A 12330-nucleotide genomic window follows, 5' to 3' on the forward strand; every position below is an offset into this window, starting at 1 on the left:
TTCTGAACTCAACCGCCTAAACCTCATGGCTATGCCCCGTCCTCAGCCCCTCGCGGACGCGATGGGCGATCTCCAGGAATTCGGGGGTGTCGCGGATGTCGAGCGGGCGTTCGGCCGGCAGGGGCGAATCGATCACATCGGTGACGCGGCCCGGGCGCGGCGACATCACCACGATCTTGGTCGAGAGATAGACTGCTTCGGGGATGGAATGGGTGACGAAGCAGATCGTCTTGTTGGTGCGCGCCCAGAGTTTCAGCAGCTCTTCGTTCAGATGATCGCGGACGATTTCATCAAGGGCGCCGAACGGCTCGTCCATCAGAAGCAGGTCGGCATCGAAGGCCAGCGCCCGGGCGATCGAGGCGCGCTGCTGCATGCCGCCGGAAAGCTGCCAGGGGAATTTCTTCTCGAAGCCGGACAGGCTGACGAGATCGAGCGCCTCGGCGATGCGCCGCGCCCGGTCGGCGCTGGAATAGCCCATGATTTCCAGCGGCAGGGCGATGTTGTTTTCGATGGTGCGCCAGGGATAGAGCGCCGGCGCCTGGAAGACATAGCCATAGGCGCGGGCCTTGCGGGCTTCCTCCGGCGTCATGCCGTTGATCGAGATTTCGCCGGAGGTGCTCTTTTCGAGATCGGCGATGACGCGCAGGAAGGTCGTCTTGCCGCAGCCCGACGGGCCGATGAAGGAGACGAAATCGCCCTTGCGGACATCGAGATTGACATCGCTCAGCGCATTCACCGGGCCGTCATTCGCCTGGTAGGTGAGACAGAGATCCTTGGCGGATACGACGGAGGGTGCTTGCATCAATGCGACCGTTCTTGTTTTCGCCGCGGGGAGGCGGTTTGCGTGTTACCATCGCCGCAGGCCCTGCCGGCGGCACATTTCATGGAGGAAGAGAATGGACGCGACATCAAAACCCACCTGCCACATCGTTCGGCCCAACTTTGCCTATGACGGCAAGCAGGGGCTCAGCTATTTCGAAGGGATAGCGGCCGAGACGGTCGGCGCCAAGGGCATCTGCATGCACCTGCTGACGATTCCGCCCGGCGTGCGCGCCAAGGCGCATCTGCATGAGGCGCACGAGACGGCGATCTATATGCTCTCCGGCGAGGCTCATACCTGGTACGGAGACCGGCTCGAGCAGCACGTTATCGTCCATGCCGGCGAACTTTTCTATATTCCGGCCGGCGTGCCGCATCTGCCGGCAAATCTCAGCAGCACGCCGTGCACGGCGATCATCGCCCGCACCGATCCGAACGAGCAGGAAAGCGTCGTGCTGCTGCCGGAGCTGGATGCGCTGGTGCCGGCCTGAGGTCATAGGCATCGAAAGGCCGTTCCCCGGTTTATGGCGGTATCGTCGCGCACCATCATCACACGCCGGTCGCCGGAATGCCGCTGCGCGTCACCTTGCGCGGGGCGGTGATCTCCTTCCACTGGGACAGCGCCTTGCTGACGGCGGTTACCGGTTCGCGCCGGACGAATTCGCCGTGGCCCTCCTGGGTCTTGATGGTGCTCTCCTCGATCGCGACGACGCCACGCGTCAGCGTGTAGCGCGGCAGGCCGGTCACTTCCTTGCCTTCGAAGACGTTGTAGTCGATCGCTGACTGCTGAGCCTTGGACGAGATGATCTTGGACCGCTTCGGATCCCAGACGACGATATCGGCATCGGCGCCGATGAGGATCGCGCCCTTCTTCGGATAGATGTTGAGGATCTTGGCGATATTGGTCGAGGTGACCGCGACGAATTCGTTCATCGTCAGCCGGCCGGTGTTGACGCCGTGCGTCCAGAGCATCGGCATGCGGTCTTCGAGGCCGCCGGTGCCGTTCGGGATCTTGGTGAAGTCGCCGACGCCGAAACGCTTCTGCGCCGTGGTGAAGGCGCAATGGTCGGTGGCGACCACCTGCAGCGAGCCGGAGGCAAGCCCCGCCCAGAGTGAGTCCTGATGCTGCTTGTTGCGGAAGGGCGGCGACATCACCCGGCGGGCGGCGTGATCCCAGTCGGGGTTGGAATATTCGCTCTCGTCGAGCGTCAGGTGCTGGATCAGCGGTTCGCCGTAGACGCGCATGCCCTTGGCGCGGGCGCGGCGGATCGCTTCATGCGCCTGTTCGCAGGAGGTATGAACGATATAAACAGGGCAGCCGGCCATGTCGGCGATCATGATGGCGCGGTTGGTGGCTTCGCCCTCCACTTCAGCGGGGCGGGAATAGGCATGCGCCTCGGGGCCGTTATTGCCTTCGGCCAGCAGCTTTGCCGACATCGAGGCGACGACATCGCCGTTTTCGGCGTGCACCAGCGGCAGCGCGCCGAGTTCGGCGCAGCGCTGGAAGGAGGCGAACATCTCGTCATCATCAACCATCAGCGCGCCCTTATAGGCCATGAAGTGCTTGAAGGTGTTGATGCCCTTGTCACGAACGATGGTTTCCATCTCCTTGAAGACCTGCTCGCTCCACCAGGTGACCGCCATGTGGAAGGAATAATCGCAATTGGCCCGCGTCGATTTATTGTCCCACATGGTCAGCGCTTCGAGCAGCGACTGGCCGGGGGCGGGCAGCGCGAAATCGACCACCATCGTCGTGCCGCCGGAAAGGGCCGCGCGCGTGCCGCTCTCGAAATCGTCGGAGGAATAGGTGCCCATGAAGGGCATTTCGAGATGGGTGTGCGGATCGATGCCGCCGGGCATGACATAACAGCCGGAAGCATCCAGCGTCTCGTCGCCCGACAGGTTCGGGCCGATCTCGATGATCTTGCCGCCGTCGATCTTGACGTCCGCCTTGTAGGTCAGGTCGGCCGTGACGATGCTGCCGTTCTTGATGACTGTGCTCATTTTCCGAACTCCCTGTCGCTGCGCGGTGCCTGCGCAAGCTGGTTATCCAATGACTGGCGGTAGCGGATGCAACCGCGCATAAATTGAGGCCAATCGGGCACGATCTGACCGCCGGCCGGCGGATCAGGCAGGAGCGTCCACAGATCGGGATGATGCCAACAGAGTTCATGGCCCGACATATCGCGGTGGATGCGGATCGCGTGGCGCATGGCTCTTGCCGCCGACAACAGATCAGCGTGGCTCATGCTGTCCAGATCTGCGTCCGGATCCGTGATCACACCACGATCTCCGCCGTCTCCACCACCGCATGGAACAGCACATCGGCGCCCGCCGTTGCCCACTCCTTGGAGATTTCCTCCGCTTCGTTGTGCGAGAGCCCGCCGACGCAGGGGCACATGACCATCGTCGCAGGAGCGACCTTGGCGGCCCAGCAGGCATCGTGGCCGGCGCCGGAGATGAGGTTCATGTGGGTGTAGCCGAGCCGTTCGGCGGCGGAGCGGACCGCGGTGACGAGCTTCTCGTCGAAGGTAACAGGCGCGAAATGGCCGATCGCCTCGATGGAACAGCCGACGCCGAGGGCATCGCAGATGCCAGGCGCTTCCGCCTCTATCTTTGCCCGCATGCGGTCGAGCTTGGCCTTGTCGGGCGAGCGGATGTCGACGGTGAAAACCACCTTGCCCGGCAGCACGTTGCGGGAATTCGGCGAGAAGAAGACCTGGCCGACGCCGCCGACGGCACCCGGCTGCTCGCCCATCGCCACACCCTGAACCATTTCCAAGATGCGCGACATCGCAAGACCGGCATTGACGCGCATGTTCATCGGCGTCGAGCCGGTATGGGCTTCCTTGCCGGTCAGGGTGAATTCGAGCCACCACAGGCCCTGACAGTGGGTGACGACGCCGATCTGCTTGTCCTCGGCCTCGAGGATCGGGCCCTGTTCGATGTGATATTCGAAATAGGCATGCATCTTGCGGGCGCCGACCTCTTCGTCGCCGACCCAGCCGATGCGCTTCAGTTCGTCGCCGAACAGATTGCCCTCGGGATCCCGGCGATTATAGGCAAAGTCAAGGCTGTGGACGCCGGCAAAGACACCCGAGGCCAGCATGGCCGGGGCAAAACGCGCGCCCTCCTCGTTCGTCCAGTTGGTGACGACAATAGGATGTTTGGTTCTGATGCCGAGGTCGTTCATGGTGCGCACGACTTCGAGGGCTGAGAGCACGCCGAGAACGCCGTCATATTTGCCGCCGGTCGGCTGGGTGTCGAGATGCGAGCCGACATAGACGGGCAGGGCATCGGGATCGGTGCCGGGGCGGGTGGCGAACATCGTGCCCATCTGGTCGACGCCCATGGTCAGGCCCGCCTCGTCGCACCATGTCTTGAAAAGGCTGCGGCCCTCGGCATCCGAATCCGTCAGCGTCTGGCGATTGTTGCCGCCCGCGATGCCGGGGCCGATCTTCGCCATATCCATGAGGCTGTCCCAGAGACGGTCGCCATTGACGCGCATGTTCTCGCCTGGTGCTGCCACCATTTTTATGCCCTCACCTGTTTGCGGCAGTCATGCAAAGGGCATGCCCGCCTGTTCCCGTGGTCTATTCCAGCGCCTCTTATTGGTTTTGTCGAGCGCCGGAAAATCGCCAGTTGCCTTTGTTTTTCATCTGGCGGATAATTTGACCGATTGGTAAACATTACAACTTCCACCGCCGGGCTCAAGACGAAAATCACGAAAATTGCCGATAAAAATACGGGCAGTTGCTTAGGAAAGCGGCAGGGATGTCTCCCCGCCAAAACTTGAGCGAAGAAGTTGAATTTCAAGGGGAAACGACAGCCTGTGACCATACCGAGAGCAGCGAAGACCCTGAGGCGGACGCGAATCCAGGAGGAGAAGGAAGAGCAGATTCTCGAGGCGGCGCTTGACGTGTTTTCGGCAAGCGGCTTTCGCGGCTCGACCATCGACCAGATCGCCGAAGTGGCCGGCATGTCGAAACCCAACCTGCTTTATTATTTCCGGACGAAGGAAGCTATGCACCGGGCGCTGATCGACCGGGTGCTCTACACCTGGCTGGAGCCGCTGCGCGCCTTCGACGCCGAGGGCAATCCGGAGGAGGAAATCCGCAGCTACATCAGACGCAAGCTGGAGATGGCGCGCGATTTTCCGCGCGAGAGCCGGCTTTTCGCCAATGAGGTGCTGCAGGGCGCACCGCATATCGAGGACGAGCTCAAGGGGCCGCTGAAGGAACTGGTCGACGAGAAGGCGGAGGTCATCCGCGCCTGGGCGAAATCAGGCAAGATCATCAAATGCGATCCCTATCACCTGATCTTCTCCATCTGGTCGACGACGCAGCATTATGCGGATTTCGACGTGCAGGTGCGTGCCGTGCTCGGACAGGAGCATTCCGGCGAGGGCCGCTTCGAGGATGCGGCGCGGTTTCTGGAGCAGCTCTTTATTGGCGGGCTGCGGCCGGATCGCTCCGAGAGCTGACGTTTATCGCTTTCTAACAAGCGGCAGACGGGCGAGTGTGTCCGTCACGCCTTCCATCGTATAGGGTTTCTGCAGCACGGGCGCGTCCGAATGGCTGTTCGCCTGAGCGATGCCTTCGCCATAGCCTGTGGCAAAAACGAAGGGCACGCCTTCGGCCGCCAGTCGGTCGGCAATCCCGAAACTCGTCTCATCGCCGAGATTGACGTCGAGAAGCGCCAGATCGAAGGAATGGCCGGCCAGGATCTGCATCGCCTCGGTGACACTTGGCGCCGTTGCGACGTCGGCGCCCATCCGGCGCAGGATGTCCTCCCCATCCATGGCGATGATCAGGTTGTTTTCCACCAGCAGCACCTTCAGCCCGGAGAGCGGCTGATGATCACCAGCAACCGCCCGGCGTTCGGCCGCTCCGACCGGCGCTGAATTTGACCGTTCGCTCGTCGGGCCGACGACATACCGCGCCGGAATACGGAAATCCGCTTCGAGACCGCCCTTGACGAAACGGACATTCGCTTGGCCGCCGAGGTCATAGGGAATCGAGCGCCGGATGATCGTCGAACCGAAGCCTTGGCGGGTGGGTTCGCTGACGGACGGACCGTTCTTTTCGCGCCAGCCAATGTGCAGATGGCCCTGGTCGTCGCGATGCCAGCCGAGCTCGACCGTACCGTCGGTGCCGGAAAGGCTGCCATATTTGGCGCTGTTGGTCATCAGCTCATGGAAAACCAGGGCGGCGGTGGAGAAGGCCTGCGGTTCCAGCAGCACGTCCTCGCCGATCATCTGAATACGTGGGGCGTTCTTGCCGAGATAGGCGGCAGTTTCGGCCGCCAGCAATTGCCGCAGCGAGGCCGGCGCCCAGTGATCGCGTGTGATCTGGTCATGAGCGCGGGCGAGCGACTGGACGCGGCCCTCGATCTGGCGGATGTAGTCGCCGACGCTGACTGACGTCGTCTGCGATTGCCGAATGATGCCGGTGATGAGGCTCAGAATGTTGCGGACGCGATGGTTCAGCTCGGCGATCAGCAGTTCCTGGCGCTCGTTTGCCGTCTGCCGCGCCATGCTGGCCTCGTCGGTGAGACGCAAGACCACCTCGATCAGCGTGACGCGGATCGTTTCGGCGACACGCCGCTCGGCCTCGGTGAAGGGCAGGGAGCGGCCGCGCACCAGTTCGGACCAGGCCTCGAAACTCTTGCGCGGCGTCAGCCGCGGACCGTTGGGGCCGTATTCAACCGGCTTGTGCGGATCTCCGCCCCAGCGGACCGTGCGCACCAGCTCCTGACGGAAAAGCACGACATAATCGCGCGGCGAGCGCGAGATCGGGATGGCGAGCATGCCGGCCACCGCATCGTCGAGTTCGAGATCGGGATAGGTCTCAGCCAACCTGTCGACGGCATAGATGCGGCCGGCGGCATTGCGGTTGAGATGGCGGACGAGGGCTGCAAAGCTTCTCTCATCCGGCCCGATGCCGGCAAGCGCCAGCCGGCCGTTGATCCAGACGCCGATGCCGTCGGCAGGAATGGCGTCGGCGAGCGCCTCGATCAGCCAAGCCGGATCGTCGAGCAGGCTGGCATTGTCGGCGACGGAGGTAAGAAGCCGGTCGGCGATGCGGCGCGCCTTGGTCTCGTAGTCGAGCGCCAGCCGCCGTTCGCGGCTTTCAAGGCGCGAGGCAAACATCTGGCCGAACAGCTCGGCGGTGGAGCGGCTTTCAGCCGAAGGCAGGCGCGGGCCGTAATGGTGGCAGGCAAACAGGCCCCAAAGCTTGCCGTCGACGACGATCGATATGGAGAGCGACGCGCCGACGCCCATGTTTTTCAAATATTCGATATGGATCGGCGAGACCGAACGTAAAACCGACATGGAGAGATCGAGCGGCTGTCCGTACTCATCGCGTTCAGGCAGGATCGGAACCGGGACGGCGTCGACATCGGCAATGATGCGGAACAGGTTGCGCAGATAGAGCGCCCGTGCCTGTACAGGGATGTCGGATGCCGGATAGTGCAGCCCGAGAAACGAGCCGATGCCGGCCCGAGCGGCTTCCGCCACCACTTCGCCGGAACCGCTTTCGTCGAAGCGATAGACCATGACCCGATCGAAGCCGGTCAGGGCGCGCGCCTGCCTTGCCCCGTCGCGAAAGAAAGCCTCCATCGTTTCCGTGTGGTCGAGACGGGACATCATGCTGCGCATGGAGAGGGAGGGGGCGTTGCGCCTGTCTTCCTGGCAGCGCTCGCCTTCGACGATGACCCCATTGTCATTCATATGCACGGCAAGATCGAACTTGCTCTGATCCGAGGTCAGAGCAATGCCGAAAATGCGCTCGACGACATCCGACCCGCGCAGCGTGGTCAGCTTGTTGCGGATGGTGTGAAGTGCCTCGGGCGTGATCAGCGAGGTGACAGGCCGGCCGAGCGCGTCGGGCTGTGCAATGCCGAGGAACTCTGCCAGATTTGCCGAGGCACGCGTGACAATCCAGTCCGAGGATATCGCCAGCAGAAAGCCGAAGGGCTGAACCGCGCCGAGTTGATGGATCGGCTCCCGGTCGCAGTTGGTCAGGTCGACGGGTTCAATCGTGCCGCTCATGGGACGGCTTCCAGTTCGAGTTGCCCGGCTTTGAGGAAGAGGCCGAAAACATCGCGGGCTGCGGAAACGGCGGCCGCGGGATCGTCTATGCCGCTGGCATCGAGACGCTCCATGAAGATCCTGATGGCGCCCTTTGGACCCTGTGGCCTGAGATAGCTGCCGGGTAGGTGATCGGGCACGGATTTGGCAAGCAGGGCGCCGCCGAGCTTGGAGCCTTCGAGCACGTAGAGCGCGCCCCAGAGCGCTGCGTCGTTCCGCAATGCCGGTGGCGGAAGGGGCTGGGGCAATGGATCGCCGAGTTCCCCGATATCGGCCAACAGCAGCTGCGTGCGCCGCCGTTCCGGCCAGTCGGGCAGCAGGTGGGCAATTCCCGCATCCTCGAGGGCGTCTTCGGCCGCCGGCACGACCCGGGCATGGGCGCGCAGGAATGTTCTATACTGCTGTCTATTGGAGAGATCGAAGGTGCTGAAAAGCTCGTCGACCTCGCCGTGGCAATCTGCTGTTTGTGCGCGGAGCACGCTGCGAAGTGACATGCGGACCGTGTTCTAAGTAAAATGGCATTCGATGCCGTTCATGCGGGATGGCAAGTTAGCGATATATTGCAGCATCCTGGTATTTCCAGGGAAACCCATAGAAAAACATGGGCTTCCCCTGTTTTCGCAGCTGGTTGTTCGCCTTCATCGGATTTTTGGAGGACGAAACTATCAGGGGGCAACTTCAACCCATCAGGCGCGGCAGATCTGTTGCCAACTTATCGATGGCAAGGCGCACCTTTGGCAACATCACGGGCGATCTCGGCCAGACGGCGTAGGCTTCGAAGACGCTTGGCGGTCTATCGGTCAGAACCCGCACGAGTTCGCCCGACAGGACCCTGTCGCGCACCAGCCAGCAGGTGAGCCAGGCGAGCCCGCGGCCCTTTACTGCCGCGTCGGCTATCGAGGCGAGATCGTCAAGCCGCAGCCGCGATTTCGGCAGAACTTCGCGTGCGGGACCTGCCGTTGCCGGAAAAGTCCAGGCTTTGTCGTTGTCGCCGCGGCGATAGACGATGCCCTGATGATGGGCGATATCGTCCAGCGTTTGTGGCACCCCGTATTTTTCCAGATAGGCGGGCGAAGCGCAGACGGTCATAGGCTGTCGAGCGATTGCCCGCGTCATCAGGTCGGAATTGTCCTTCAGCGGACCGTTGCGCACGGCAAGGTCGAAGCCGTCCTCCAGAAGATCGACGACGCGATCGTTGAAGGAGAGGTCGAGTTCGAGATCCGGATGGTCGTCGAGCAGCCGGGTCAGGATCGGAGCGGCACAATGGCGCCCGAAAAGCGCTGGCATTGATACACGCAGCCTGCCACGGACTTCGCGCTTGCCCGATTCAAGCTGGGCCTCGCCGATGCGGATTTCCTCGACGGCTCTCAGGCAACGCTCGTAGAAGAACCGGCCTTCGTCGGTCAGGCTTTGGGCACGGGTCGTGCGGTTGAAGAGCCGGACGCCGAGCCGCTCTTCGAGCCTTGCAATCGTCTTGCTGACCGCCGAGCGAGTGAGATGGAGCCGCTCGGCCGCGGCCGAGAAACCACCGGCCTCGACCGTCTCGACAAAGATCGAAATTCCCTTCAACTGCTCCATCTTTGTTTCCTTGATGGCACCATTCCGACGACTTAATATCGCAACTAGAGAGGAATATTCAACGATATATCTACCGCTCCGCCCATCGAGAAGGAGCAGAAAGATGCAGACGACAAGACAATGGCAGACCGATGCCATCGGCCCGGAGGCCAATCTGACGATCGGCGAAGGCAGAATTCCTGATGTGTCAGGCACGATGATCCGGGTGCGGACGCAGGCCGTCTCCCTCAATTTCCGCGACAGGCTGGTGCTTGATAGCGGCATGGGCCTGCCATTGCAGTTCCCCTTCGTCCCGGCCTCGGACATGGCAGGTGTGGTCGATGCCGTCGGGCCTGATGTCACGCGCTTCAAACCCGGCGATCGGGTGATCTCCACTTTTTCCCCGGACTGGATCGACGGACGCGGGCCTGGAACTGCCCGCAATCCACATTATCAGACGCGCGGTGGCTTCTATTCAGGTGTACTTTCCGAGCACACGGTGCTTTCCGAGGAATGGTTCGCGCTTGCGCCTGATACGCTCGATGCGGCTGAAGCCAGCACGCTGCCCTGCGCCGGGTTAACGGCGTGGTTTGCGCTCATCGAATGCGGCAAGCTCAAGGCCGGCGACAAGGTGCTGGTGCAGGGAACCGGCGGGGTTGCGCTTTTCGGCCTGCAGATTGCCAAGGCGCATGGCGCCGAAGTCTTCATCACATCAGGCAGCAGCGAGAAGCTCGAACGTGCATCGGCGCTCGGGGCCGATCATCTGATCAACCGCAAGGAGCGCGACTGGGTCGAGCAGCTCCATCAACTGACCGGCGATTATGGCGCCGACCACGTGCTGGAAATCGTCGGCGGGCCGCATCTCGGCCGGGCGCTGGAGGCTGTGGCGGTCAACGGCCGGATTTCGGTGATCGGCGTGTTTGAGGGCTTTGAAGTCTCGGCGCCCGTGGCGCCGTTGCTTCTGAAAGCGCCTGTCGTGCAGGGAATTACCGTCGGTCATCGCCGGGCGCTGGAGGATTTGGTGCGCGCCGTCGACCAGACGGAGCTGAAGCCAGTGATCGACAGACGTTATTCTTTCGAGGAACTGCCGCAGGCGCTCGATCATCTCTATCGCGGCCCGTTCGGCAAGGTCGTCATCGAGTTCTGAGACATGCGCTCCCCTCGCACCGTCGAGGGGAGCGTTCTCCTATTCGGCGGCAATGGCTTCGCTTTCGAAGGCGAATCCCTCGTCGGCCCAGCCGGTCATGCCGCCGATCATCAGCTTGGCCTTGAGGCCGAGCTTGGCCAGGCGGAAAGCGGCCTTGTCGGCGCCGTTGCAGTGGGGACCGGCGCAATATACGACGAAGAGGGTGTCCTTCGCCCATTCCGACATGCGGTGCGCGGTCATCTTGCCGTGTGGAAGGTTGATCGCACCCGGCAAGTGGGACTGGGCAAACAGCGCCGGCGAGCGCACGTCGAGGAGGACGAAATCGACCTTGGCGCCGGCAAAGGCAGCGTGGACATCGGAGCAATCGGTTTCGAAGGCGAGCTTGGCGGCATAATGGGCGGCGGCGATATCGGGCGCGGCGGCCGGGATTTCGGTGACGGGGCTTGGCATCGATCTTTCCTTCTTCGTTGGAGTTGCCGCCCGGTATCGCCGATGTTAAAGCTCTGCGAAATTGGCCATTATGACCGACAGCGTAAAGATCATGCCAAACGCATCACCGCAGCAGACGAAAGGACCGTTGGTCGTAGCCCTTGCCTATGACGGGCTCTGCACCTTCGAATTCGGCATCACCTACGAGGTCTTCGGCCTGCCGCGCCCGGAGATGGGTGAGAGCTGGTATCGCTTCTCTGTCTGCGGCATCGAGCCGGGTCCGCTTCGCGCCGCCGGAGGGCTGACGGTCGCGGTCGACAATGGGCTGGAGGTGCTCGACGAGGCGGAGCTAATCGTCGTGCCCGGCTGGCGGGCGATCGATGCGCCGGTGCCGGAGCCGCTCGCCGCAGCGCTCAAGGCAGCGCATCAGCGCGGCGCGCGCATCATGTCTCTCTGCTCCGGTGTTGCGGTTCTGGCCGGATCCGGATTGCTTGCCAACCGCAGGGCGACGACGCATTGGCGCTATGTCGGCTCTATCGCCGCACGCTATCCCGACATCGCGCTCGATGCCGGCGTTCTCTACGTCGACGAGGGCAGCCTGCTGACGGCGGCGGGCAGTGCCGCCGGCATCGATCTCTGCCTGCATGTGGTGCGCGGCGATTTCGGCGCGGAGGCGGCAAACAGCGTCGCCCGCCGCCTCGTCGTGCCGCCGCACCGTGAAGGCGGACAGGCGCAGTTCATCCACGCGCCGGTCCCCGAGGCGCGCGAGGGCATCCGCCTGGGGCCGCTGATCGAATGGATGCGGGCAAGCCTTTCCGAGCAGCAGCCGATCAGCCTGCTTGCTAGAAGAGCGGGCATGAGCATGCGCACCTTCCAGCGCCGCTTCGAAGCGACGACGGGTCTCAGTGTCGGCGAATGGCTGCTGAAGGAGCGGCTGCGCCATGCCCGCGATCTGCTGGAGAAAGAACTTGCCGTTTCGCTCGACGACATCGCCGTCGCCAGCGGCTTCGGCACGCTGGCGACGATGCGGCATCATTTTCGCAGGCGGCTCGGGACGAGCCCGAGTGCCTATAGGCGGTCGTTCGGCGATTGAGCCACCTCACGCTTGCATTTATGTCTCACTTCGCCTAAACGGGCGCTCTCTATTGTTCTGGAAAGGGAGCGCCACGATGACGACTATCTCCGCACGCCCCGAGAGGGTTTCGGCTTAAGTCGGCCAACGGGCTGATGATGCCGGTTGAACATCGCCGTTCCGGTGATGAAAGACCACTCATATCCAGAGTTC

12 protein-coding genes are annotated in these 12330 nt (G+C 62.7%); 4 read left to right on the forward strand and 8 right to left on the reverse strand.

The genetic code is table 11. The features are described 5' to 3' along the window. Positions 1-16: 16 nt before the first annotated feature. Complete coding sequence (locus BBJ66_RS10930) at positions 17-802, reverse strand: ABC transporter ATP-binding protein (RefSeq protein WP_049731648.1); 786 nt, start codon at positions 800-802, stop codon at positions 17-19. Between the two features lie 94 nt (positions 803-896). Here BBJ66_RS10930 and BBJ66_RS10935 point away from each other — a divergent pair, with 94 nt between their 5' ends. After that, the gene (locus BBJ66_RS10935; protein ID WP_071086920.1) at positions 897-1310 is read left to right on the forward strand and encodes a cupin domain-containing protein; all 414 of its coding nucleotides are present in this window, start codon (positions 897-899) and stop codon (positions 1308-1310) included. A 58-nt stretch (positions 1311-1368) separates the two neighbouring features. On the opposite strand, the gene hydA is transcribed toward BBJ66_RS10935, so the two are convergent. The 3 genes from hydA to BBJ66_RS10950 are packed head-to-tail and all read right to left on the reverse strand — an operon-like array spanning position 1369 to position 4351. Further along, positions 1369-2823: a dihydropyrimidinase gene (gene hydA / locus BBJ66_RS10940; protein ID WP_049731646.1), complete on the reverse strand. Its 1455-nt coding sequence runs from the start codon at positions 2821-2823 to the stop codon at positions 1369-1371. Further along, positions 2820-3101: a hypothetical protein gene (locus BBJ66_RS10945; RefSeq protein ID WP_071086922.1), complete on the reverse strand. Its 282-nt coding sequence runs from the start codon at positions 3099-3101 to the stop codon at positions 2820-2822. The genes hydA and BBJ66_RS10945 overlap by 4 nt, the downstream gene beginning before the upstream one ends. Continuing rightward, on the reverse strand, positions 3098-4351 hold the full coding sequence (locus BBJ66_RS10950) for a Zn-dependent hydrolase (RefSeq protein ID WP_049731644.1): 1254 nt from the start codon (positions 4349-4351) through the stop codon (positions 3098-3100). Before BBJ66_RS10950 ends, BBJ66_RS10945 begins: the two co-directional genes overlap by 4 nt. Positions 4352-4624: 273 nt before the next feature. Between BBJ66_RS10950 and BBJ66_RS10955 the strand changes: the two genes are divergently transcribed. Continuing rightward, entirely contained in the window at positions 4625-5302 is a 678-nt protein-coding gene (locus BBJ66_RS10955) for a TetR family transcriptional regulator C-terminal domain-containing protein (protein ID WP_064840394.1), read from the forward strand. Positions 5303-5305: 3 nt separating this feature from the next. Here the strand turns inward: BBJ66_RS10955 and BBJ66_RS10960 are convergent, their stop codons facing one another. The 3 genes from BBJ66_RS10960 to BBJ66_RS10970 all read right to left on the reverse strand — a co-directional run bounded on the left by BBJ66_RS10960 (position 5306) and on the right by BBJ66_RS10970 (position 9490). Continuing rightward, entirely contained in the window at positions 5306-7873 is a 2568-nt protein-coding gene (locus BBJ66_RS10960) for an HWE histidine kinase domain-containing protein (RefSeq protein WP_064840393.1), read from the reverse strand. Continuing rightward, positions 7870-8406 (reverse strand): biliverdin-producing heme oxygenase, encoded by a 537-nt coding sequence (locus BBJ66_RS10965; RefSeq protein WP_064840392.1) that lies wholly within the window; start codon positions 8404-8406, stop codon positions 7870-7872. The genes BBJ66_RS10960 and BBJ66_RS10965 overlap by 4 nt, the downstream gene beginning before the upstream one ends. A gap of 184 nt (positions 8407-8590) precedes the next feature. Then, positions 8591-9490, reverse strand: a complete 900-nt coding sequence (locus tag BBJ66_RS10970) for a LysR family transcriptional regulator (RefSeq protein WP_071086924.1) — start codon at positions 9488-9490, stop codon at positions 8591-8593. A gap of 103 nt (positions 9491-9593) precedes the next feature. On the opposite strand from BBJ66_RS10970, the gene BBJ66_RS10975 reads away from it, so the two are divergent. After that, positions 9594-10616, forward strand: coding sequence for a zinc-dependent alcohol dehydrogenase family protein (locus tag BBJ66_RS10975; protein ID WP_049731639.1), 1023 nt, complete (start codon positions 9594-9596; stop codon positions 10614-10616). Between the two features lie 39 nt (positions 10617-10655). On the opposite strand, the gene BBJ66_RS10980 is transcribed toward BBJ66_RS10975, so the two are convergent. Continuing rightward, positions 10656-11066: a rhodanese-like domain-containing protein gene (locus BBJ66_RS10980; protein ID WP_049731638.1), complete on the reverse strand. Its 411-nt coding sequence runs from the start codon at positions 11064-11066 to the stop codon at positions 10656-10658. 70 nt (positions 11067-11136) lie between these two features. On the opposite strand from BBJ66_RS10980, the gene ftrA reads away from it, so the two are divergent. Next, positions 11137-12138 carry a transcriptional regulator FtrA gene (ftrA, locus tag BBJ66_RS10985; RefSeq protein WP_071086926.1) on the forward strand — a complete coding sequence of 334 codons (1002 nt, stop codon included), beginning with the start codon at positions 11137-11139 and terminating at the stop codon, positions 12136-12138. The last annotated feature ends 192 nt before the right edge of the window (positions 12139-12330 follow it).

The sequence above is a fragment of the Rhizobium sp. RSm-3 genome (assembly GCF_001854685.1).
GTDB lineage: Bacteria > Pseudomonadota > Alphaproteobacteria > Rhizobiales > Rhizobiaceae > Rhizobium > Rhizobium ecuadorense.

What these genes read in the sequence shown, in the direction of transcription:
- BBJ66_RS10975 (WP_049731639.1), top strand. Translation starts at nt 9,594, where the DNA reads ATGCAGACGACAAGACAATGGCAGACCGATGCCATCGGCCCGGAGGCC.
- BBJ66_RS10935 (WP_071086920.1), top strand. Translation starts at nt 897, where the DNA reads ATGGACGCGACATCAAAACCCACCTGCCACATCGTTCGGCCCAACTTT.
- BBJ66_RS10960 (WP_064840393.1), bottom strand. Translation starts at nt 7,873, where the DNA reads ATGAGCGGCACGATTGAACCCGTCGACCTGACCAACTGCGACCGGGAG.
- ftrA (WP_071086926.1), top strand. Translation starts at nt 11,137, where the DNA reads ATGACCGACAGCGTAAAGATCATGCCAAACGCATCACCGCAGCAGACG.
- BBJ66_RS10970 (WP_071086924.1), bottom strand. Translation starts at nt 9,490, where the DNA reads ATGGAGCAGTTGAAGGGAATTTCGATCTTTGTCGAGACGGTCGAGGCC.
- hydA (WP_049731646.1), bottom strand. Translation starts at nt 2,823, where the DNA reads ATGAGCACAGTCATCAAGAACGGCAGCATCGTCACGGCCGACCTGACC.
- BBJ66_RS10950 (WP_049731644.1), bottom strand. Translation starts at nt 4,351, where the DNA reads ATGGTGGCAGCACCAGGCGAGAACATGCGCGTCAATGGCGACCGTCTC.
- BBJ66_RS10965 (WP_064840392.1), bottom strand. Translation starts at nt 8,406, where the DNA reads ATGTCACTTCGCAGCGTGCTCCGCGCACAAACAGCAGATTGCCACGGC.
- BBJ66_RS10930 (WP_049731648.1), bottom strand. Translation starts at nt 802, where the DNA reads ATGCAAGCACCCTCCGTCGTATCCGCCAAGGATCTCTGTCTCACCTAC.
- BBJ66_RS10980 (WP_049731638.1), bottom strand. Translation starts at nt 11,066, where the DNA reads ATGCCAAGCCCCGTCACCGAAATCCCGGCCGCCGCGCCCGATATCGCC.